The organism is Aeromonas sp. 96A, assembly GCF_051919165.1.
In the GTDB taxonomy this organism is placed as follows: domain Bacteria; phylum Pseudomonadota; class Gammaproteobacteria; order Enterobacterales; family Aeromonadaceae; genus Aeromonas; species Aeromonas veronii.
Map to the genome: position 1 here is coordinate 3,883,459 of NZ_JBQBFE010000001.1, position 21,216 is coordinate 3,904,674.

Genomic DNA, 21,216 nt, shown 5'->3' on the forward strand with positions numbered 1-21,216 from the left:
TGACGGGTCATGCAGGTAGACTCTATCGGTCTATGCAGGCAGATCCTGGCGGACTACGCCAGCCATCTGTTCCATCACCCGCACTACCTGACAACTGTACCCGAACTCGTTGTCATACCATACGTAGAGCACACAATGATCCCCTTCGGCGATGGTCGCCTGGGAGTCGACGATGCCCGCATAACGGGAACCTACCATGTCGGAGGAGACCAGCTCGGTGCTGGCGCTGAAGTCGATCTGGCGGTGCAGGGCCGAGCTTAACGCCATCTGCTGCAGATAGGCGTTGAGGCTCTCCCGATCGGTGGCCTGTTCCAGCGACAGGTTGATAATTGCCAGCGAGACATTGGGGGTCGGCACCCGGATGGCGTTGCCGGTCAGCTTGCCCTTGAGTTCGGGCAGCGCCTTGGCCACCGCCTTGGCGGCGCCGGTGCTGGTCATCACCATATTGAGGGCGGCGCTGCGACCGCGGCGCTCGCCTTTGTGATAGTTGTCGATGAGGTTCTGATCGTTGGTGTAGGAGTGGACCGTCTCCACGTGGCCGTGGCGGATGCCGAACCGCTCCTGCATTACCTTGAGCACCGGGGTGATGGCGTTGGTGGTACAGGAGGCGGCGGAGATGATCCTGTCATCCGGGCCTATCACCTCATGGTTGACCCCGAACACCACGTTTTTCATCTCCCCTTTGCCGGGGGCAGTCAGCAGCACCTTGCCGGCACCGCGCGCCTTCAAGTGCTCGGAGAGGCCTGCCTCGTCACGCCAGACGCCGGTGTTGTCGACGATCAGCGCATCGTGAATGCCGTAGGCGGTGTAGTCGATGTCGGCCGGGCTATTGGCGTAGATCACCTGAATGAAGGTGCCGTTGGCGATGATGGCGCTGCGCTCAACATCCACCTCGATGGAACCATTGAAGGGGCCGTGCACTGAGTCGCGTCGCAGCAGGCTGGCACGTTTCTCCAGATCCCCGTCGCGACCACCGCGTACCACGATGGCGCGCAGGCGCAGCGGATTGGCGGCGCCGGTACGCTCGATCAGCAGGCGGGCCAGCAGGCGACCGATACGGCCAAAGCCGTAGAGCACCACGTCGGTCGGCTGCGGCATCTGGCTGCGGCCAAGGGCCGGTGCCAGTCGCGCTTGCAGATAGTCCTCGATCCCCGCTTCATCCTGATGATCCTGCCAGTAGCCGACTGCCAGCTTGCCAAGGTCAACCTCGGCGGCGGTGGGTTTGAGGGCAACGATGGCCTGAAGCAGGGGGAAGCTTTGCTGGATGGGGAGGGGAGCGCCCTGGTGGCGGCGGACGACCCGGTGGGCCTTGAGGATATCGATGGTGGAGGCGTTTTGCAGCGGGCGGCCGTAGAGGGTGATCTCGACCCCTTGTTGTCGGTAGAGGCGACCAATCAAGGGCTGCATGGCTTCGGCGAGCTCCTGGCTCTCCTGCCACGCTTGCAAGTAGTGCTCGTGGGTCATTGACCAGATCCTTTATTTCACGTTGTTGGTGTAAATAGAAAATTCGTCGAATGCAGATCAGTGTAGGGGTGTATATTTCGTTATATTATTCTGCAATCGCGGCCTTATATGGTGCGCGCATTGTAATGGATATGTAACCGGTTTGCTAGCCGGAGGTGGCCCGTAAAGGCGCCAGTTGTTACCAACCCGCGTTACCAACAAGATGTGAACCATGGCCAATTTCCCCCTGCGACAGACCTTCATCATGTTTTCAGTCGGCCTTGCCGTGGCTGGCTGCAATGACGATCGGATCCACAATATCTGCAGCAACCATGCCGAGCTCTGTCAGGATCTGGTGGACGATGGCTGGTGTCGCTACGAGCGTACCGATGTGATCCGCAGTCGCTTCTATCTCAAGGAGGAGGGAACGGATCGGCGCAAGTACGAGCTGATGCGCAACCTTGAGCGCTATCTTAAGTGTGCCGAGCGCTCTACCAACATCGAGTATAAGAATGCCCGCGAGCAGAAGAGTCCACGGGTCGAGGGCATGCTGGCGGCTGGCGAACAGCTGGCCCAGCTCGATGCGGCGACCCGCAATTCACAAGATCCCTACCTGCTGCTCTGGCACTGGACCAACAACACCAACGAGCTGGCTCGTCAGCAGTTTATGGCGCTGGAAGGCACCAAGGCGCTGGATGAACCCGAGCTGCAACTAGCGCTCGGTGGTATCTACGCCAAGAGCGACCCCGAAAAGGCCATTGCCACTCTGCAGCACGGGCTCTCCCTCTATCAGGAGGGGGACAAGGTGAACAGCCGCATATTCACCTCCCTCAGCACCCTCTATATGGGCCAGAAACAGTATGGGCTGGCCTATCTGTGGGGCAAGGTGAGCGAGTCGTTTCAGGATAGCCCCGAGGTCTCCGCCAAGCGTTTTGGCATCTACCACACCCTGAGCAAGACAGAGCAGGATGGTTACGATGTGCGGGCTGCCGAAATTGTCGAGCAGCTCAAGCATGGCAACTACCGGCCCTGAGGCAGTGATGACGATGCTCTCCCCGGCCAACTGCTGGCACACTCCGTTCGATCTCTCTTTCGTTCATGGCGAGGTACGTACCGATGGCCGCACCCTGGAGCGCCTCACGGTGCGCGCCGTGGTGCCCCGTGGCGACGAGCTGCTGCTGGTTCACTCCCGGGTCAACGGCGATCTGATGTTCCCCGGGGGCGGCATTGAAGCGGGGGAGAGCCACCATGTGGCGCTCGCTCGCGAGCTGCTGGAGGAGTGCGGTGCCGAGCTGCGGGAAGTGGGGGGCCTGCTTGGAGAGACCCGTGAATATCGCGCCGCCCGCGAGCCGGGGTTCGATGCCTACTGCATCCGCTCGCTCTACTACTTGTGCCGGATTGGCGATCAGCTGGTGGCCCCGCAGCCACAGCCCTACGAGATCCGCCTTGGCTTCGTACCCGGCTGGTTTGCCCTCGACGAAGCGCTGCAGACCAACAAAACCCAGCTGGCGGGGCCCTGTCCCCAGTGGACGGCGCGAGAGACCCGGGTGCTGGCCCAACTGCAACGCTGGCATCAGCAGGGGATCTTCGACCACGGCTGATGAGTAGATCAAGCCGCAACGGTCAGTGATACCAACAAAAAGAGCGCCAATGGGCGCTCTTTTTTATTGCGAGGGTGGTGGTTACTTGGCCACTCTGTCGTGCGAGATCATTTGACCTCTTCGCCCTTGGCTTGCAGATCAGCATGGTAGGAAGAGCGAACGAAAGGACCACAGGCTGCGTGGGTAAAGCCCAACTCCATGGCGACATCTTTCAGCTCGTCAAACTCTGCTGGCGGCACGTAGCGTTTCACCGGCAGGTGGTGGCGGCTCGGCTGCAGATACTGACCCAGGGTCAGCATGTTGACGCCGTGGGCGCGCAGATCCTTGAGCACCTCGACGATCTCTTCGTTGGTTTCGCCAAGGCCCATCATCAGACCGGATTTGGTCGGAACGTGGGGGTGCATCTCCTTGATGCGGCGCAGCAGCTCCAGTGACCACTTGTAGTCGGCACCCGGGCGGGCGACGCGATACATGCGCGGTGCGGTTTCCAGGTTGTGGTTGAAGACATCCGGCGGGGTTTCGCGGAACACCTCCAGCGCTTGCTCCATCCGGCCACGGAAGTCCGGGGTCAGGATCTCGATGCGGGTCTGCGGGCTGTGCTCGCGGATCTCGCGAATGCAGTCGGCGAAGTGCTGGGCACCGCCGTCGCGCAGATCGTCGCGGTCCACCGAGGTGATCACCACATACTTGAGGTTCATCTCTTTGATGGTCAGCGCCAGCTTCTTCGGCTCTTCCGGATCGAGTGCCAGCGGGCGGCCGTGGGCCACGTCGCAGAAGGGGCAGCGACGAGTGCAGATGGCGCCCATGATCATGAAGGTGGCGGTGCCGTGGTTGAAGCACTCCGCCAGATTGGGGCAGGAGGCCTCTTCACACACCGAGTGCAGCTTGTTCTTGCGCAAGGTGCTCTTGATGTGTTCGATCTTCTGGCTGGAGGGGGGCAGCTTGATCCGCATCCAGTCCGGCTTGCGAAGGAGTTCTTCGTTGGGATCCGGCATGAATTTCACCGGGATCAGGGCCATCTTGTCGCCATCGCGCAGCTTGACGCCCGGCTCCATACGAACGGGTTTGCTCATGATTCACTCTCGGTGTTTGTTATTGTTTGGTAGCCAATCAGGTTGGCCAGTTCGGCCACCAGAATGGATTGCGCCTCGGCCACGCTTTGCGGGCCGCCCAGGGCGCTGGTCTGGGTCATGGCCATGCCCGCATAGCCGCACGGATTGATGTGCAGGAAGGGGGTCATGTCCATGTTGATGTTGAGGGCCAGCCCGTGGAACGAGCACCCCTTGCGGATGCGCAGCCCCAGCGAGGCCAGTTTTGCCTCCATGCCAAGGTCATTTTTCACATAGACCCCGGGGGCATCGGCCTTGGCATAAGCCTGGATATCGCTTTTGGCGAGGGTGTTGATGATGGCTGTCTCCAGCGCGGTCACCAGCTCGCGAACCGAGAATTTGCAGCGGCGGACATCCACCAGTACGTAGAGCACCAACTGGCCCGGGCCGTGATAGGTCACCTGACCGCCGCGATCGCTCTGCACCACCGGGATATTGCCCGGATTGAGCAGGTGTTCGGCCTTGCCGGCCTGACCCTGGGTGTAGACGGGATCGTGCTCGACCACCCAGAACTCGTCCGGGGTGTCGCTGGTGCGGTTGTCGGTGAAGGCTTTCATGGCGTCCCATACCGGCTGGTAGGGGCGGCGACCCAGCTGCCTGACAATCAGACTGGACTGGGCGGGGATCTGGGATGACATGGCGTCCTCGCGGCGTGCTGCGGCCAAAAACAGTCGCCCCGCAGAACGGGGCGAGAGAGAAATTACAGTACGTATTTCACCAGCTCGATCTTGCCAAGGGCGTGGTACATCGCTTCGATGTGCTCCTTGCTCTGGGCAGTCACGGTCACGCGGACCGAGTGGTAGTTGCCCTTGGAGCTGGGCTGGACTGTCGGGCTGTAGGTGCCGGGGGCGTGCTGCTGCAGCACTTCAACCACCATTTCCGGCAGTGCCGGGTCGGCAACGCCGAGTACCTTGAACGGGAATTTGCAGGGAAACTCCAGCAGTTCATCAAACTTGGTATTCATTTACTCACCTTTTGCGTCATCACCGGGATGACTTCATCTTGGATGGCTAGTGGCCGATGGCCTGTGGAGGCCGCCATTTCAAGTCTATATGGGCACGGCTCATAACTATATGGGCGCTGCCCGGACCGGGATCAAGGCCAGGATCGGTCAGACAAGGATGGAAGTGCTGCTTTTTACCACAAATCAGGGTAAGGCGGAACCTGCAGTTTACAGGGTTATTCACTGCCTTTGCCGGTCACAGACAGCAGCGGCGCCTGTTGGCGCCGCTGTTTGGTGAGGATCGTGCGTTGGATTACTTGAACCAGCTGGTGACCAGCAGTACCAGGTAGTCCCACAGACGGCTCATCAAGCCACCTTCCTGCACCTCTTCCAGGGCAACCAGCGGCACCTGCTTGATCTCTTTGTCGCCCTGTTTCAGGAACACGGTACCGACGCGCTGCCCCTTGGCCAGCGGCGCTTTCAGTTGTCGAGCTGGAAGTCAGCCTTCAGGTTGTTGCCCTGACCGCGGGTGACCAGCACGGAGACATCTTGGTCGACGCCCAGTTTCACTTCCGGTTTGTCGCCCATCCAGATCTTCTGGGTGACCAGCTCGGTGCCTGCCTTGTACGGGGTCAGGCTCTGGAAGAAGCGGAAGCCATAGGTGAGCAGTTTTTTGCTCTCGGCGGCGCGGGAGGCTTCGCTGCTGGCGCCCAGTACCACGGCGATCAGGCGCATGCCTTCGTTGTTGGTGGCAGAGGAGACCAGGTTATAGCCGACCTGGCTGACGTGGCCGGTCTTGATGCCATCCACCTGCAGGGATTGATCCCACAGCAGACGGTTGCGGTTGTGCTGGGTGATGCCGTTGAAGACGAAGGATTTCTGGGAGTAGATCTTGTACTCCTCCGGCAGGTCGCGGATCAGCGCCTGACCCAGACGGGCCATGTCGTGAGCGGTACTGTAGTGACCTTCCGCATCCAGGCCGTGCGGGTTCATGAAGTGGCTGTCGTTCATGCCAAGCTTGGCGGCCCAGCTGTTCATCAGGCTGGCGAAGGAGTCGGTGCTGCCCGCCAGGAACTCGGCCATGGCGACGCAGGCGTCGTTGCCGGACTGGATGATGATGCCCTTGTTGAGATCATCGACGGAGACCTGCTTGCCCACCTCGATAAACATCTTGGAAGAGTCGGAGTAGTTCTTGGACCAGGCGTTTTGGCTGATGGTCACCATGTCGGTGCGCTTGATGTTCCCCTTCAGCAGCTCCTGGCCGATGATGTAGGAGGTCATCATCTTGGTCAGACTGGCGGGCGGCAGACGCTCTTCGGCGTTCTGCTCGGCCAGCACCTGACCGGAGTAGTAGTCGATCAGAATATGGGCCTTGGCGGAGATCTCCGGCGCGGCGGGAACCACCATGGGCATGGCATTCGGGGTCGGTGTCGGCACCGGCGTATTGGCCTGGGCGGTTACGCTGATCAGTGAGGCCAGAAGAACTGAACGGGCAAATTTGGACATCTTGAAATTCCTGCGAGCCAGATGGGGATAAAATGCGGGCCTAACTATACCAGATGCGCCCGCAGGTTATAGCCCGAGATGGCGATCAGAACTGGTTTTTTATCCATCACTCCCTGTCATCACGCCATAAAACGACGTGATGACAGTGAGTAAGCGGTTAGTCACATCCGCAGCAAAGGGGGGCGATCAGGGCACGATAAAGGCCTGTTCCAGCCCGCCCTGACGTACTTTTTCCAGCACACTTGCCTGCTGGTCGGCGGCGACCGGGCCAATCAGCACCCGGAAAATGGCGCCATGGGCATCGATTCGGTAGGGCACGCCGTAACGCTGGGTCATCACCTTGCCCATCGCCTCGGCCCGATCCCGGGAGCCGCTGGCCAGTACCTGGATCATCTTACCATTCCCACTGCTGGCGGGCGCTGCGGCCTTGGCTGGCGCTGGTTTGACAGGCGCCGCTTTGGCGGGCTTGGCGGCGGGTGCCTTGACAGGAGCCGGATCGGCAGCGGGAGTGGCCATCGCCAGCGCGGTCGGTTCACCCAGGAAGCCATCTTGCGACAGCGTGTTGGAGGCCGCAGCTGGGGTGGTCGGAGTCATTTCGATGGGCTTCATCGGCTCCATGATCACCATCTGATCCGGGGTGTCGCTGATCAGTTCCAGTCGTACTCTGGCCTCACCACTGTCGACCATCTCCAGCTGCTTGGCCGCTGCGTAGGATAGGTCGATCAGGCGCGGGCTGTTGAACGGGCCGCGGTCATTGACCCGCACTATGGTCTCCAGCCCGTTGTCCAGATTGGTGACTCGCACATAGCTAGGGATGGGCAGGTTGCGGTGGGCGGCACTGAACAGCTTGCTGTCCAGCACATCGCCGTTGGCGGTCTTCTGGCCGTCCAGATCCGGCGACAACCAGCTGGCGGTGCCCTCTTCGCTGTAGTGTTTGATGTCGCGCCACACCTCGTGCTTCTGCTTGCCGATCCAGTAGTCCCGGTTGCCGCTGGCACTCAGGGACTCGGGGCGCGGAATGGCGCCGGTGGCTTGCGGGATCTCGATAACGGGTGGCTTGCTGACCGGTGCTTGCGGCTCGACGGGGGCGCTTTGTTCCGGCTGGCTGCTACAGGCGGCCAGCAACAAGCTCAGGCTGAGCGGGAGGAGTTTGTGACGAAGATGCATACGCTTCCTGAATGGCTTGGCTAAGTTGATACACCGCCATCGCATAGAGTGGGCTGCGATTGTAACGGGTGATCACATAAAAGTTATGCCGTGCGACCCAGTATTCCGGTCCATCGGCTTGGGCAAACGCCAGCAACTTGACCGGCGTCTGTGGGGCCAGCGGCGTGGCGAGCTCAATCCCTGCCGCCGCCAGTTCTGACCACTGTTGTGTTAACTCGGGCTCAGGCCTGAGTAGAGGTTCGACTGCCATCAACCCGATCTGGGCCGGTTCCACCACGGATTCGCCCCAGCGCCACTGGTGACTGGCAAAATAGTTGGCCACGCTGCCGATGGCATCGACCGGGTTGGCAAACAGATCCCGCTTGCCATCCCCGTCAAAATCGACGGCGTAGTGGCGATAGCTGGAGGGCATGAACTGCCCCATCCCCATGGCGCCGGCATAGGAGCCCTTGAGGGTATCGAGTTGCCACCCTTCCTCTTTGGCCAGCACCACAAGCTGGGCAAACTCCTTGGCAAAGAAGTCGCTGCGCTCCGGGTAGTGGAACCCCAGGGTGTAGAGGCTATCGAGCACCGGATGACGACCCATCTGGCGGCCATAGAAGGTCTCGACCCCTATTATGGCCACGATGAGCGAGGCGGGCACCCGATAGGTCTGCTCCGCGCGGGCCAGTGTCTCGGCATGTTGCTGCCAGAACTGCTGGCCGTCACGGATGCGATCCGGGGTAACGAACAGCGGCCGGTAGCGATGCCAGGGTTTGGCCTCCCACGGCTTGCTGATGGTGTCGAGCACCTCCTGCCGTAATTGGGCTCGGGCGACGGCCGCCTGCAGCTCCGCCAGCGGCACCTGCTGCTGGTCGGCGAGCAGGGCCAACCGATCCGGCGCTACGGCGGCGGTCGCCATCGTGGTGGCGAGCGAGAGCAGCAATCCGACCCGTCTCATCAGGCGAGTAGTCTTCTATGAGTCTGGATGGACATCAGTATGCCAAAGCCAGCCATCAGGGTCACCATGGAGGTGCCGCCATAGCTCACCAGCGGCAGGGGTACCCCCACCACCGGCAAGATGCCGCTCACCATGCCCATGTTGACGAACACATAGACGAAGAAGGTGAGGGTGATGGCGCCACCCAGCAGTCGCTCGAAGCTGTTCTGGGCCTGCATCGAGATAAACAGGCAGCGGCTGATGACGTAGAGGTAGAGCACCAGCAGCAGGGCAACCCCTACCAGACCGAACTCCTCGCTGAATACCGCGAAGATGAAGTCAGTATGGCGCTCGGGCAGGAACTCCAGCTGGGACTGGGTCCCTTGCAACCACCCCTTGCCAAAGACGCCGCCGGAGCCGATGGCAATCTTGGACTGGATGATGTGGTAGCCGCGGCCGAGCGGGTCTTTTTCCGGGTCGAGCAGCATCAGCACCCGCTGGCGCTGGTAGTCGTGCATCAGGAAGAACCAGAGCACCGGCATAAAGGCCAGCATCAGCAGGACCGCCAAGCCGATCAGCCACCAGCTGAGCCCCGCCAGGAAGATGACGAAGAAGCCGGAGGCAGCCACCAGAATGGAGGTGCCAAGGTCAGGCTGGGCGGCGATCAGCAGGGTGGGCAGCAGCACCATGATGAGGGCGATCACCACATGGCTGAACTTGGGGGGCAGCGAGTGGCGACTGAGCCAGGCGGCCACCATGATCGGCATGGAGAGCTTCATCACCTCGGAGGGCTGGAACTTCATAAAGCCCAGATCGAGCCAGCGCTGGGCCCCCTTGCCGATGTGGCCGAACACGTCCACCGCAATCAGCATCAGCACCACCACGGCGAACAGCGGCACCGACCAGCGGGCGTAGAGGGAGGGGGGCAGCTGGGCCAGGCCGATCATCAGGGCAAAGGCGAGACCGCCGCGCACCAGCTGGCGCACAATGGAGTCCATGTCCTGACCGGAGGCGGAGTAGAGCACCACCATGGAGAGGGTCATCACGGCCAGCAGACCGAGCAGCAGGGGCAAGTCGATATGCAGCTTGTACCAGATGCTCTGCTGGCGGGCAGAATTACTCATTGGGAGCGACCTCACTCGGTTGGGACGGCTTTTCCGGTGCCGGTGGCAGTTGCGGATCAGGGGGCAGCAGATAGGCATCCAGCATCTGGCGTGCAATGGGCGATGCAGCTCGACCACCACCACCTCCGATGGAGTTTTCCAGTACCAGAGCTACCACCGCTTTGGGTGCCTCGAAGGGGGCATAAGCAACGAACAAAGCGTTATCGCGATGCTCCGCCTTGACCGTCTTGATGTTGTAAACCTGATTTTCCTTCAAACCGACTACCTGGGCTGTGCCCGATTTGCCGCCTGAGGAGTAAGGCGCCTTGGCAAACGAGTGACGGCCACTGCCTTCACTGCCATGGTTGACTCGCCACATCCCATCCTGCGCCACTTTCCAGAAGCTGTCGTTCTTGAGCTTGAGGGCGATATTGGGGTTGATGGGGGCATCGACCACCCCCGCCTGGGAGGCGGTGCTCTTGAGCAGGTGCGGGGTGACGTCGTGACCGTTCTGGGTCAGGATGCTGATCGCTTTGGCCAGTTGGAGCGGGGTGGCGCTCCAGTATCCCTGACCGATACCGACAGAGATGGTGTCACCCTGATACCAGGGCTGGCGCCAGCGGGCCATCTTCCAGTCACGGGACGGCATGACACCCTTGGTCTCTTCATAGAGATCGACCCCGGTGTACTGACCGAAGCCAAACTTGGTCATGTAGCTGTGGATCTTGTCGATGCCGACTCGATAGGCGAGATCGTAGAAGTAGGTATCTGCCGAGACCTCGATGGCGCGATAGACGTCGAGCCAGCCATGACCCCAGCGGCGCCAGTCGCGAAACTTCTTGGTGGTACCGGGAATGGAGAAGCTCGGGCCGCCGAAATAGCGGTAGCCCGGGGTGATGGCCCCCTCGTTGAGACCCATGATGGACATCATGGGCTTGACGGTGGAGGCAGGTGCATAAATGCCCTGAGTGGTGCGGTTCACCAGCGGCCGCGCGGGATCGTTGAGCAGCGCCGAGTAGTTGGCGCTGGAGATACCGGTCACGAACAGGTTGGGGTCGTAGCTCGGGCTCGACTCCAGGGCCAGGATGGCGCCGGTTTTCGGGTCCATCATCACGATGGCACCGCGCTGGCCAGCCAGCAGTTGCTGGGCCTTGAGCTGCATCCGGACGTCGATATTGAGGTAGATATCCTTGCCCGGAATAGGTGGCTGGAACTTGAGGGTGCGGACAATCCGGCCGCGGTTGTTCACCTCGACCTCCTGATAGCCCGCCACACCGTGCAGCTCATCCTCGTAATACTTCTCCACCCCCTGCTTGCCGATATCCTTGGTGGCCGCGTAGTTGGCGAGTTTTTCTTCCTTCTCGAGGCGCTCCACGTCACGGGTGTTGATCTTGGCCACATAGCCCAAAGCGTGGGTGAGGGTGTCACCAAACGGGTAGTAGCGCTTGAGGTAGGCCTCGATGCTGGCGCCCGGGTAGTTATGCTGGTTGACCGAGAAGAGGGCTACCTGATATTCGGTCAGCTTCTCGTAGAGGGGGACCGGCTTGAAGCGGCGCTGGCGCTTCACTTCGGCGAGGAACTTCTCCTTGGTGCCTTCCGGCAGACCCAGCAGGGTGATCAGCTGGTCGGCGGTTTTTTCGAGATCCTTGGTCTCTTCCGGCACAATTTCCAGACTGTAGACCGGGCGGTTTTCCGCCAGCAGCACACCGTTGGTGTCATAGATGAGGCCCCGTGGCGGCGCCACCGGCACCACGCGGATACGGTTGGAGTTGGAGCGAGTCTGGTAGGTGTCGTAGGACTCGACCTGCAGATAATAGAGATTGCCCAGCAGCACCAGCATCAGCACGACGATGCCGATGTAGGCTACCAGGGTGCGCCGGAAGAACAGATTGCCCTCGGCACTGTGATCGCGCATTTCGATGCGTTGTTTCAGCATGCCTTTACCTCAAGACCCTTGGGGGCAATAAGAGCAGGAACTGCATTGTTCACTCTCTGTGATAGGGGTGAATATGAGCGGTGAGACTCCAGAGACGCATGGCTCACTCTCTATGATACGGATGATTGGTGGTGATGCTCCAGGCCCGATAGAGGCTCTCTGCCACCAGCACCCGCACCAGCGGATGGGGCAGGGTGAGCGGTGACAGTGACCAGCTCTGTTCAGCGGCAGCCTTGCACTCGGGGGACAAGCCTTCCGGCCCGCCTACCAGCAGGGCGACATCGCGGCCATCGAGTTTCCACGCCTCCAGCTGGGTAGCCAGCTGCTCCGTGGTCCAGGGCTTGCCCGGAATGTCGAGGGTGACGATGCGCGAGCGCCCCGCAGCCGCCAGCATGGCTTCCCCTTCCTTCTGCAGGATGCGGGGAATGTCGGCATTTTTTCCCCGTTTGCCTGCGCCGATCTCGACGAGTTCAAACGGCATGTCTTTCGGGAAGCGGCGACGATACTCTTCGAAGCCATGCTCTACCCAGGCGGGCATCTTGGTGCCCACCGCAATCAACTGGATCTTCATGGTCGTTACACTTGTGCTCTTATTACGTATTCATTTGAGCGGCACCGCTCCACAGCTTTTCCAGTTGGTAGAAGTCACGATGTTCATCCTGCATCACATGCACGATCACCGAGCCCATATCTACCAGCACCCATTCACCGCTCAGTTGCCCTTCCACGCTCAGCAGATCCAGACCCGCGTGGCGGGCCTCGCTGGCCAGATGGTGGGCAATGGCGCTGACGTGACGACTGGAGTTGCCGGAACAGATGATCATGGTGTCAGTAATGCTGGATTTGCCGCGTACATCGAGGGTGATGATGTCGCGGCCTTTCATGTCATCGATCTTGTCGATGATAAAGGCATGCAATTCTTGGCCTTGCAATGAGTCTCTCCTGTATTCCGGCGCGCAGCGTTTGCGTCAGGGCGGCGGATTATATCATGGTCACTCCCGTTTCCCATCGGGTGGGGCGGGATTACGACAGGGGCTAGCGGCGGTTGGCGCGGTAGAGCCCCTGTTGATCAATATAGTGCGCAACCGACTCGGGCAAGAGGTAGCGGGTGTCTTGCCCCCCATCCAGCAAGGCCCGCAGTCGGGTGGCTGACAGTTCGATGGGCTGGTTGTCCGCCAGCCAGATATGGCCGGACAGACGCAGATGCAGCGCGTTGGCATCCGTGGTGTGATGGCGCGCCAGCAACTGCGCTACCTCGGCCGGATAATCCGGTTGCCAGCCCGGCCGTACGCTCACCACCAGATGGGCATGGTCGAGCAGCTCCTGCCAGCGGTGCCAGCTTGGCAGGCTCAGCAGGGAATCCATCCCCATCAGAAAACAGAGCGGCGTATCGGGCAGTTCATGACGCAGCTCGATAAGGGTCTCGATGGTGTAAGAGGGCTTGTCCCGTCTCAGCTCACGCTCATCTACCACAAAGTGGTGGTTCTCTGCCGCCGCCAGCCTGACCATGGCCAGACGCTGCTCGCTGGAGCAGTGCGGGTTGGCGCGGTGGGGCGGTATATGGTTCGGGATCAGCCGCACTTCGGCCAGACCAATGGCATCGCGCGCCTCGATGGCGGGGCGCAGATGGCCGATATGGATAGGGTCGAACGTGCCCCCCAGCAGGCCAATAGGCGCCTTTAGCATGGCGCACTCTCCATCGCCAGCGGCAGGGGCGTACCGTCCCGAAAGCCGAGAGCTATGGTCTGCAGCATCAGCCAGGCCTGCTCGGTATCGAAGCGGCGCTGGGCATCGTCCAGCTGGGCCATCAGTTGCCACAGTTGCTGCAACTTGGCAAATGGCAGTCGGGTCAGCGCTTGCTGAATGAGCTGCTGGCGGCTCTGCCAGATGCGCAGGCGGCTGAAGTGCTCACCCAGCGGCTGGCCGTTGCGCATCGCCAACGACAGCTCGGTCAGCTGCTCCAGCTCGCGGCAGAGGGTCCAGGCCAGCATCCCCGGCTCGGTGCCTTCGGCCCGCAGGGCGGCCAGAATGCGCTGGGCCCGGTTCACCTTGCCCTCCAGCAGGGTATCGACCAGCTGGAACGGGGTGAAGTGGGCGTGGCGGATAATGGTCTCTTGCAGATAGGTGACGCTGATGGGCTGGGGCGGCGAGAGCAGGGTCAGCTTCTCGATCTCCTGGCTGGCGGCCAGCAGGTTGCCCTCGTAGGAGTGGCACATGAAGTTGATGGCATCCGGCAGCGCCTTGAGGCCGAAACGCGCAAAACGGGCGCTCATCCAGCGCGGGAAAAACTTGGGCTCCGGATGGTTGACCGGCACATAGGTGCCAATCTGGTAGAGCTTGTCGAACCAGGCTGCCTTCATCTGGGTCTGGTTGAGGCGACCGCCACTCAGCACCAGCAGCAGGTCGGGATGAAGCTGCTTGCCAATGTCGCTGATGCGGGCAGCGAGATCCTTGTCCACCTTGGCGGGCAGCTCCAGCTCGATGATCTGGCGGGCGGAGAAGAGGCTCATGGCCTGACAGGCATCGTAGACCTGATTCCAGTCCAGCCCCTGTTCCACCACGAAGGTGTGGCGCTCATCGAAACCCTGCTTGCGGGCGACCTGACGGATGGCATCGATGGCCTCCAGTCGCAGCAGGGGCTCGTCGCCAAAAACGAGATAGCAGGGCCGAAGCCCTGCTTTGAGGTGGTCACCAAATTGCTCAGGGTAGACTCTCATCAAAGTACTCGCATCAGAAGCTGACCTGACTCAACTGCCGGATCACCTGATTGGCCGCCTGCTCCTGCATTTCGCGGTTGAGCTGCTCCTGCTCACGGGAGGAGGCGAGCGCTGCATCCGGCTTGTTGAGGAAGCTGCGGTTGAAGTTGATGGGGAAGACCTGAGTTGGCTTGCCCGGTACCGAGATGGTGAACTGGGTACCAAAGCCCAGCACATATTCGGTGTCCGTCCCCAGCGCGTTGACCGAGGCAACCTGACTGGTGCTGCCTACACCGCCCAGAGTGAGCACCGGAATGCCCTCCTTGTCGGCCAGGGTCACGCCAGAGGCCTTCAGACGGGTGGTAACCATCCGGTAGAAGTCGCTCTTGTTGTCGCCCACGACCTTCATGGTCATCAGCTCGCTCGGAATGCCGTTGCCGCGCATGTGAAAGCCGCAGCCTTGCAGCAGCAGACCAGCCAGCACGATGGCCATCCAGCGGGTGAAGATGGTGCCCATAGAAAATCCTCTTTGCATTAAGGGAAAGCGGCGGGCGCAGGGCCCGCCGTTATCATCCGTTTGCTGTTACAGATTGGCAATGATCAGTTGGTAACCAATCAGTTGGCAGCCAATTAGTTAGCGACAATGTTGAGCAGCTTGCCAGGTACATAGATCACCTTGCGCACGGTCAGACCGTCGGTGAACTTCTGCACGGAGGCATCGGCCATCGCCAGCTTCTCGACGTCGGCCTGGCTGATCTCGGCCGGCACGGTCAGCTTGCCGCGCATCTTGCCGTTGATCTGTACCACCACCAGCTTCTCGGTTTCGACCATGGCCGCTTCATCGGCCACCGGCCAGGCTGCGTGATCGATGTCGTCGCCCTTGCCCAGCATCTTCCACAGCTCGAAGCCGATGTGCGGGGTGATGGGGTAGAGCATGACTACCACGGCTTCCAGCGCTTCCTGCATCAGGGCGCGGTCTTGCTCGTCGTTGCCCAGCTTGGAGAGATTGTTCATCAGCTCCATGATGGCGGCGATGGCGGTGTTGAAGGTCTGACGGCGACCCACGTCATCGCTCACCTTGGCGATGGTCTTGTGCAGTTCACGGCGTACCGCTTTCTGCTCGTTGGTGAGAGCCGCTACATCCAGTGCGGCAACGGCGCCACCGGAGACGTGTTCGAAGGTGACGCGCCACAGGCGACGCAGGAAGCGCTGGGCCCCCTCTACGCCGGAGTCGGACCACTCCAGTGTCATCTCGGCCGGAGAGGCGAACATCATGAACAGACGGACGGTATCGGCGCCGTAACGCTCGACCATCAGCTGCGGGTCGATGCCGTTGTTCTTGGACTTGGACATCTTGGTCATGCCGGAGTGCATTACCTCACGACCTTCGTTGTCGATGGCCTTGGTGATGCGACCCTTCTCGTCACGCTCTACCTTGACGTCGGTCGGGCTGACCCAGACGTTGCCGCCTTTCTCGTCTTTGTAGTAGAAGGCGTCGGCCAGCACCATGCCCTGGCAGAGCAGGCGCTTGAACGGCTCGTCGCTGTTGACCAGACCCGCGTCACGCAGCAGCTTGTGGAAGAAGCGGGCATAGAGCAGGTGCATACAGGCGTGTTCGATACCGCCGATGTACTGATCCACCGGCAGCCAGTGGTTGGCAGCCGCCGGATCCAGCATGCCCTTGTCGTAGTCCGGGGAGCAGTAGCGCGCGTAGTACCAGGAGGACTCCATAAAGGTGTCGAAGGTATCGGTCTCGCGGAACGCTTCCTGACCGTTGTAGGTGGTCTTGGCCCACTCGGCGTCAGCCTTGATCGGGCTCTGGATACCATCCATCACCACATCTTCCGGCAGCAGCACCGGCAGCTGGTCTTCCGGCGTCGGCACTACGGTACCATCAGCCAGGGTCAGCATCGGGATGGGGGCACCCCAGTAGCGCTGACGAGAGACACCCCAGTCACGCAGGCGGTAATTGACGGTGCGCTTGCCCTTGCCGAGCCCTTCCAGCTTGCTGGCGATGGCATCGAAGGCGCCCTGGAAGTCGAGACCGTCGAACTCGCCAGAGTTGAACAGCACGCCCTTCTCGGTGTAAGCCGCTTCGCTCACGTCGACGTCGCCATCAACCGGCTTGATCACCGCCTTGATGTCGAGGCCATATTTGGTGGCGAACTCGAAGTCACGCTGGTCGTGAGCCGGAACTGCCATCACGGCGCCGGTGCCGTAGTTCATCAGCACGAAGTTGGCGACCCAGACCGGTACCTTGCGGCCATCCAGCGGGTGAATGGCATAGAGGCCGGTGGCCATGCCCTTCTTCTCCATGGTGGCCAGTTCCGCTTCGGCTACCTTGGTGTTCTTGCACTCTTCGATGAAGGCGGCCAGCTCCGGATTGTTCTGGGCTGCCTGCAGCGCCAGCGGGTGACCGGCAGCGATACCGACATAGGTGACGCCCATGAAGGTGTCCGGACGGGTGGTGTAGACCTCCAGCTGCTCAGCCTGACCCTCGATGGCAAAGCTGATGTTGACCCCTTCGGAGCGGCCAATCCAGTTGCGCTGCATGGTCTTGACCATCTCTGGCCAGCCTTCCAGATTGTCGATATCGCTGAGCAGCTCTTCGGCGTAGTCAGTGATCTTGATGAACCACTGGGGGATCTCTTTCTGCTCCACCGGGGTGTCACAGCGCCAGCAGCAGTTGTCGACAACCTGCTCGTTGGCCAGTACGGTCATGTCGTTCGGGCACCAGTTGACGGAGGAGGTCTTCTTGTAGACCAGACCCTTTTCGTAGAGCTTGGTGAAGAACCACTGTTCCCAGCGGTAGTAATCCGGTTTGCAGGTGGCGACTTCACGATCCCAGTCATAACCCAGACCCAGCATCTTCAGCTGGTTCTTCATGTATTCGATGTTTTCGTAGGTCCAGGGCGCCGGTGCGGTATTGTTTTTGATCGCGGCGTTCTCGGCCGGCAGACCGAATGCATCCCAACCTATGGGTTGCAGCACGTTCTTGCCATTGAGGCGTTGATAACGGGAGATCACATCACCTATGGTGTAGTTACGAACGTGCCCCATGTGTAGTCGACCAGACGGATAGGGGAACATGGACAGGCAGTAGAACTTCTCCTTGTCTACCTTCTCCACGGCCTTGAAGGTTTTCTTGGCATCCCAGTGCTTTTGCACTGCTGGTTCGATTGATTGGGGAACGTATTGCTCTTGCATTGGTGACATCCGGATCTGTGAAATGAATAGATAAATCAGCTGGGAAATCGCAATAGAATACCCATATCCTGCGGCGGCAACAACCGCCAGCGTCCCTTGGGCCTTAAGCCGGGCCAGATCAGGGTTTAGTAGAGGAGTTAGAGCCATGGACAAACGTCAAAAAGGGTACGAAGCCTTCATTGCCGAGCTGCAAAAACAGTGGCAAGAGACTGAAGAGTTCCAGGGGGAGCGCCTCAACCGGATGATTGCCAAGGTGCAGGCCTATCTGGAGGCTGCCAGCGACCTGACTCAGGACGAACTGGCGCTCATCGCCGAGTACGTGAAGCGGGATCTGGGCAACTATGACGAGGGGCGCCATGACGATAGTGCGCAGGTGGAAGAGTCTGCCTTTATGCTGGCCCTCAAAGACACCGTGTGGTCCTGGCTGGCGGATGTGACTGACCGCGCCCAGGTGGAGTGGCGGGAGCTGGCCGACGAGCTGGAGCACAAGGGGGTTTACGAAGCGGGTGACTGGGTGGGGCTCGGGGTCATGGTGTGCGACCAGTGTGGCTGGCGCCATACCGTGCTGCACCCCGAGCAGCTCGATACCTGCCCCGAATGTGGCTGCGCCGAATATCACCGCGAGCCGCTCTCGCCCTGAGTCATGCCATCAATGCGGATGAGATAACGAGCAAAAAGGCGCCATCAGGCGCCTTTTTCTTGCTTGCAGATTTCGTCGGGGCGTTTACTTGCCCGCGACGGAGAGGCCGCCAAAACGGATCTGCGGGGCGTAGAAGCCCTTGCTGTCGTTGTGGTGCATGGTGTCACCGACCGCTTCCAGCTCGCCCAGCAGGCGGTAGAAGTTGCCTGCTACCGTGATGCCGCGCACCGGCTGCAGTCGCACCCCATCGCGGCAGAGGAAGCCCGACGCGCCAAAGGAGAAGTCACCGCTCACCGCATCGGCACCCGAATGCAGGCCATCCAGCTTGACCAGCTCCAGATAGTCGCCGCTCTGCACCTCCGCTTCACAGTGAGGGCCCGCGCCAAACACTAGGTGGCGAGCGGTCACATCGAGGGCGCTGCGGGCACCGCGGGCGGCCGATCCGTTGCTGGCGACGCCAAAGTGGCGGGCCGTGGTGCTGTTGTGGAGCAGGGTTTTCAGCTCCCCTTCGCTAATCAGCAGCAGATCCGAGCTGGCCGCCCCCTCGCCATCAAACGCCTTGATGTTCATGCCGCCTGGCATATAGACCCGGCTCTCCAGAGTGAGCCAGCGTGACGCCACGCTCTGGCCGACCTTGCTGCGCCAGGGGTTGATCCCCTGCTGGGCCCACTTGCCTGATAGCACGCCCTGAAAGCAGCCAAACAGGCTGGCAAAGCAGTTGGTACTGAAGATGACGCTGTAGCGACCGCTTGGCACCGCTTCACCGGGCAGCAGACCATCGGCGATGGCGTAGATTTGCTCGATCAGGGCCTGACTATCCAGCTCGTCGAAGCGACGGCCATACTGCCCCTGCGAGTGCATCGACTGGCGGCCATCCCGTTCCACCAGCGCCGAGGTGTAGCAGCCGACGCTGAACTCGCCGTGCTGGCAGAGGGTGCCCTGACTGTTGGCGAGCCAGAGCTGGCTCTCCCCTTCGAAGAAGCTGTTGTAGGGGGCGCCGCTCACATCGGGCATGGCCAGCATGTCTGATTCGAGGCGCAGGGCCAGGGCGATCTTCTCCTCAACCGGCGTGGTATCGGGCTGGTTGATCTCGGCGCAATCTGTGGTGATCCGGCTATTGGCCACCGAGATGCGCTGATCCGCATCCACCTTGGCAAAGCGGCTGGCATCGAGCGCATCCTGCAGCATGGTATCCAGCGCCAGCTCATCGAGGGATTCCGAGTAGGCGATGCCGACTCGGCCCTCTTTGATCAGGCGAATACCGAGTTGCTGGCTGCTGGTGACCTTGTATTCACCCAGCTCGCCCTTGTCAGCCTTGAGGGAGAAGGCCTTCTCCTGATTGGCGATGATGTCTGCCTCGGCGCCGAGGTCGGCCACCTTGTCGAGCAGGCGGGTGAGCAGTTGGTTCATGTCAAGTTGGCTCATCAGGCGTTCCCTCCCACCAGAATATTGTCCACTTTCAGCGCCGGCTGGCCCACCGAGGTGGGCACCGAGCCCGAGACCGAGCCGCACATACCGGCGGCCAGCGCCAGATTGCGGCCCACCATGGAGATCTCTTTCAGCACCTGCGGGCCGGTACCGATCAGGGTGGCTGACTTGAGCGGCTTGGTGATTTTGCCGTGCTCGATGAGGTAGGCCTCCTGCACATTGAAGTTGAATTCACCGGTGCCGGGCTGTACCGAGCCGCCCCCCATCTTCTTGGCGTAGATGCCATGTTCGACGGCGGCCAGCATATCGTCGAGGCTGTGGTTGCCCGGTTCGATATAGGTGTTGCGCATGCGCGAGGTGGGGGCGTACTTGTAGGATTCGCGCCGCCCGGAGCCGGTGCGTGCGTAGCCCGTCTTGAGGGCGCCCATTCTGTCCACCAGAAAACCGGTCAGTACCCCGTCCTTGATGAGCTGGGTATGCTGGGTCGCCATCCCCTCGTCATCGACGTTGATGGAGCCCCAGGCGTTGCCTTGCAGTCCCTCGTCCACCGCATTGACCACCGGATTGGCGATAAGCTGGCCCATCTTGTCGTGGAACACCGACGCCTTCTTGGCCACCGAGGTGGTCTCCAGCAGATGACCGCACGCCTCGTGGAAGATGACGCCGCCAAAGCCGTTCTCCATGATGACCGGCAGGGTGCCGCTCGGGCAGGGAGCCGCGCCTAGCTTCACCAGTGCCTGACGGGTGGCGGTGAGGGCCAGCTCGCGCGGATCGATGCGATCGGCATGCTCCCACCCCATCAGGGCGCCGGGGGCCTCGTAACCGACGCTCTGCTCGCTCCCTTCCATGGCGATGGTCTGGGCCATGATACGGTTGTAGTGGCGGCGATCGGCCACTTGCACTCCTTCGCTGTTGAAGATCTCCACCTGCTGCTCCCAGCCCAGCACGTTGCCGGAGAACTGGCTCACCTTGCTGCTCTCGGCACGGGCCGCCGCATCCATGGCGTGCAGATAGGCGATCTTCTGCTCCAGCAGCTTGTCTGCCGACAGGGGCAGAGCGACCGGGTTGCGATCGTTCAGGCGGGTAAAATCGAAGGCGGTGGCGGTCACCACTGGGTCGCGGCGGTCTTTGGCCGCCAGCAGGGTGACGATGCGCAGCAGTTCGTCGCGGTTGGCCAGATTGGTGTAGCCGTAGAGCACCTTGTGGCCGTAACAGAGGCGCACGCCGATGCCGAAATCGAGGCCGCCGCTGATGTTCTCTATCTGGCTGGAGAGCAGGCTGAGCTGGCTGCGGCGCTTGCGCTCCACAAACAGCTCGGCGAAATCGGCACCCAGCGCCAGTGCGTGATCGAGCACGTCACGGGCAATGGCGGGGGCCAACAGGGAGAATGGGGTCATAGAATATCCTTTTCTGGTCTGTCCGTTTGCTTCCGACATCCGGCTCTGATTGTTATGGAATGTCGAGTCCATTGTTGCAGACCAGCACAAAAAAGTCGCTATAGCGTCATGCGATGATACC

Annotated in this window: 19 protein-coding genes and 1 pseudogene; 3 read left to right on the forward strand and 17 right to left on the reverse strand. The window is 61.0% G+C overall.

The genetic code is table 11. From position 1 onward, the window contains the following. Positions 1–30: 30 nt before the first annotated feature. Positions 31–1,464 carry a glyceraldehyde-3-phosphate dehydrogenase gene (locus tag ACTG2W_RS18030; RefSeq protein ID WP_021229728.1) on the reverse strand — a complete coding sequence of 478 codons (1,434 nt, stop codon included), beginning with the start codon at positions 1,462–1,464 and terminating at the stop codon, positions 31–33. A gap of 211 nt (positions 1,465–1,675) precedes the next feature. On the opposite strand from ACTG2W_RS18030, the gene ACTG2W_RS18035 reads away from it, so the two are divergent. Next, on the forward strand, positions 1,676–2,476 hold the full coding sequence (locus ACTG2W_RS18035; protein ID WP_106842846.1) for a DUF2989 domain-containing protein: 801 nt from the start codon (positions 1,676–1,678) through the stop codon (positions 2,474–2,476). Positions 2,477–2,483: 7 nt separating this feature from the next. Continuing rightward, positions 2,484–3,044, forward strand: a complete 561-nt coding sequence (locus ACTG2W_RS18040) for an NUDIX domain-containing protein (protein ID WP_440016445.1) — start codon at positions 2,484–2,486, stop codon at positions 3,042–3,044. Between the two features lie 107 nt (positions 3,045–3,151). On the opposite strand, the gene lipA is transcribed toward ACTG2W_RS18040, so the two are convergent. The 14 genes and pseudogenes from lipA to leuS all read right to left on the reverse strand — a co-directional run bounded on the left by lipA (position 3,152) and on the right by leuS (position 17,630). After that, the gene (gene lipA / locus ACTG2W_RS18045) at positions 3,152–4,117 is read right to left on the reverse strand and encodes a lipoyl synthase (RefSeq protein ID WP_005335190.1); all 966 of its coding nucleotides are present in this window, start codon (positions 4,115–4,117) and stop codon (positions 3,152–3,154) included. Next, on the reverse strand, positions 4,114–4,791 hold the full coding sequence (lipB, locus tag ACTG2W_RS18050) for a lipoyl(octanoyl) transferase LipB (RefSeq protein WP_106842844.1): 678 nt from the start codon (positions 4,789–4,791) through the stop codon (positions 4,114–4,116). Before lipB ends, lipA begins: the two co-directional genes overlap by 4 nt. 62 nt (positions 4,792–4,853) lie before the next feature. After that, positions 4,854–5,117 carry a DUF493 family protein YbeD gene (ybeD, locus tag ACTG2W_RS18055; protein WP_005335178.1) on the reverse strand — a complete coding sequence of 88 codons (264 nt, stop codon included), beginning with the start codon at positions 5,115–5,117 and terminating at the stop codon, positions 4,854–4,856. Between the two features lie 292 nt (positions 5,118–5,409). Beyond that, a pseudogene (locus ACTG2W_RS18060) lies at positions 5,410–6,602 on the reverse strand (serine hydrolase). Between the two features lie 186 nt (positions 6,603–6,788). Further along, a complete protein-coding gene (locus ACTG2W_RS18065; protein WP_440016446.1) occupies positions 6,789–7,769 on the reverse strand; it encodes a septal ring lytic transglycosylase RlpA family protein in 981 nt (326 codons plus the stop codon). Next, positions 7,711–8,709 carry a lytic murein transglycosylase B gene (gene mltB, locus ACTG2W_RS18070; RefSeq protein WP_064340797.1) on the reverse strand — a complete coding sequence of 333 codons (999 nt, stop codon included), beginning with the start codon at positions 8,707–8,709 and terminating at the stop codon, positions 7,711–7,713. The genes ACTG2W_RS18065 and mltB overlap by 59 nt, the downstream gene beginning before the upstream one ends. After that, positions 8,709–9,812, reverse strand: coding sequence for a rod shape-determining protein RodA (rodA, locus tag ACTG2W_RS18075; RefSeq protein WP_005335170.1), 1,104 nt, complete (start codon positions 9,810–9,812; stop codon positions 8,709–8,711). The genes mltB and rodA overlap by 1 nt, the downstream gene beginning before the upstream one ends. Further along, positions 9,805–11,727: a penicillin-binding protein 2 gene (gene mrdA, locus ACTG2W_RS18080; protein WP_103250745.1), complete on the reverse strand. Its 1,923-nt coding sequence runs from the start codon at positions 11,725–11,727 to the stop codon at positions 9,805–9,807. Before mrdA ends, rodA begins: the two co-directional genes overlap by 8 nt. 103 nt (positions 11,728–11,830) lie before the next feature. Continuing rightward, positions 11,831–12,298 (reverse strand): 23S rRNA (pseudouridine(1915)-N(3))-methyltransferase RlmH, encoded by a 468-nt coding sequence (gene rlmH, locus ACTG2W_RS18085; RefSeq protein WP_005335166.1) that lies wholly within the window; start codon positions 12,296–12,298, stop codon positions 11,831–11,833. A 22-nt stretch (positions 12,299–12,320) separates the two neighbouring features. Further along, entirely contained in the window at positions 12,321–12,659 is a 339-nt protein-coding gene (rsfS, locus tag ACTG2W_RS18090; protein ID WP_106842840.1) for a ribosome silencing factor, read from the reverse strand. Positions 12,660–12,762: 103 nt separating this feature from the next. Next, entirely contained in the window at positions 12,763–13,413 is a 651-nt protein-coding gene (gene nadD / locus ACTG2W_RS18095; RefSeq protein ID WP_106842839.1) for a nicotinate-nucleotide adenylyltransferase, read from the reverse strand. Continuing rightward, entirely contained in the window at positions 13,407–14,444 is a 1,038-nt protein-coding gene (holA, locus tag ACTG2W_RS18100; protein ID WP_106842838.1) for a DNA polymerase III subunit delta, read from the reverse strand. Before holA ends, nadD begins: the two co-directional genes overlap by 7 nt. A 13-nt stretch (positions 14,445–14,457) precedes the next feature. Then, positions 14,458–14,940, reverse strand: coding sequence for an LPS-assembly lipoprotein LptE (locus ACTG2W_RS18105; protein WP_005335160.1), 483 nt, complete (start codon positions 14,938–14,940; stop codon positions 14,458–14,460). Between the two features lie 113 nt (positions 14,941–15,053). Further along, a complete protein-coding gene (gene leuS / locus ACTG2W_RS18110) occupies positions 15,054–17,630 on the reverse strand; it encodes a leucine--tRNA ligase (RefSeq protein WP_106842837.1) in 2,577 nt (858 codons plus the stop codon). Positions 17,631–17,775: 145 nt separating this feature from the next. On the opposite strand from leuS, the gene ACTG2W_RS18115 reads away from it, so the two are divergent. Further along, entirely contained in the window at positions 17,776–18,270 is a 495-nt protein-coding gene (locus tag ACTG2W_RS18115; protein WP_106842836.1) for a zinc ribbon-containing protein, read from the forward strand. A gap of 84 nt (positions 18,271–18,354) precedes the next feature. On the opposite strand, the gene ACTG2W_RS18120 is transcribed toward ACTG2W_RS18115, so the two are convergent. Then, a complete protein-coding gene (locus tag ACTG2W_RS18120; protein WP_106842835.1) occupies positions 18,355–19,695 on the reverse strand; it encodes a TldD/PmbA family protein in 1,341 nt (446 codons plus the stop codon). Then, positions 19,695–21,095 (reverse strand): TldD/PmbA family protein, encoded by a 1,401-nt coding sequence (locus tag ACTG2W_RS18125; RefSeq protein ID WP_106842834.1) that lies wholly within the window; start codon positions 21,093–21,095, stop codon positions 19,695–19,697. The genes ACTG2W_RS18120 and ACTG2W_RS18125 overlap by 1 nt, the downstream gene beginning before the upstream one ends. Between the last annotated feature and the right edge of the window lie 121 nt (positions 21,096–21,216).

Excerpts from the sequence above, each read along its gene's own strand:
- leuS (WP_106842837.1), bottom strand. The coding sequence starts at position 17,630 with ATGCAAGAGCAATACGTTCCCCAATCAATCGAACCAGCAGTGCAAAAG.
- ACTG2W_RS18105 (WP_005335160.1), bottom strand. The coding sequence starts at position 14,940 with ATGGGCACCATCTTCACCCGCTGGATGGCCATCGTGCTGGCTGGTCTG.
- ACTG2W_RS18065 (WP_440016446.1), bottom strand. The coding sequence starts at position 7,769 with ATGCATCTTCGTCACAAACTCCTCCCGCTCAGCCTGAGCTTGTTGCTG.
- ACTG2W_RS18030 (WP_021229728.1), bottom strand. The coding sequence starts at position 1,464 with ATGACCCACGAGCACTACTTGCAAGCGTGGCAGGAGAGCCAGGAGCTC.
- holA (WP_106842838.1), bottom strand. The coding sequence starts at position 14,444 with ATGAGAGTCTACCCTGAGCAATTTGGTGACCACCTCAAAGCAGGGCTT.
- nadD (WP_106842839.1), bottom strand. The coding sequence starts at position 13,413 with ATGCTAAAGGCGCCTATTGGCCTGCTGGGGGGCACGTTCGACCCTATC.
- rodA (WP_005335170.1), bottom strand. The coding sequence starts at position 9,812 with ATGAGTAATTCTGCCCGCCAGCAGAGCATCTGGTACAAGCTGCATATC.
- lipB (WP_106842844.1), bottom strand. The coding sequence starts at position 4,791 with ATGTCATCCCAGATCCCCGCCCAGTCCAGTCTGATTGTCAGGCAGCTG.
- ACTG2W_RS18115 (WP_106842836.1), top strand. The coding sequence starts at position 17,776 with ATGGACAAACGTCAAAAAGGGTACGAAGCCTTCATTGCCGAGCTGCAA.
- ybeD (WP_005335178.1), bottom strand. The coding sequence starts at position 5,117 with ATGAATACCAAGTTTGATGAACTGCTGGAGTTTCCCTGCAAATTCCCG.
- ACTG2W_RS18125 (WP_106842834.1), bottom strand. The coding sequence starts at position 21,095 with ATGACCCCATTCTCCCTGTTGGCCCCCGCCATTGCCCGTGACGTGCTC.
- ACTG2W_RS18120 (WP_106842835.1), bottom strand. The coding sequence starts at position 19,695 with ATGAGCCAACTTGACATGAACCAACTGCTCACCCGCCTGCTCGACAAG.
- mrdA (WP_103250745.1), bottom strand. The coding sequence starts at position 11,727 with ATGCTGAAACAACGCATCGAAATGCGCGATCACAGTGCCGAGGGCAAT.
- ACTG2W_RS18040 (WP_440016445.1), top strand. The coding sequence starts at position 2,484 with ATGACGATGCTCTCCCCGGCCAACTGCTGGCACACTCCGTTCGATCTC.
- rlmH (WP_005335166.1), bottom strand. The coding sequence starts at position 12,298 with ATGAAGATCCAGTTGATTGCGGTGGGCACCAAGATGCCCGCCTGGGTA.
- lipA (WP_005335190.1), bottom strand. The coding sequence starts at position 4,117 with ATGAGCAAACCCGTTCGTATGGAGCCGGGCGTCAAGCTGCGCGATGGC.
- ACTG2W_RS18035 (WP_106842846.1), top strand. The coding sequence starts at position 1,676 with ATGGCCAATTTCCCCCTGCGACAGACCTTCATCATGTTTTCAGTCGGC.
- mltB (WP_064340797.1), bottom strand. The coding sequence starts at position 8,709 with ATGAGACGGGTCGGATTGCTGCTCTCGCTCGCCACCACGATGGCGACC.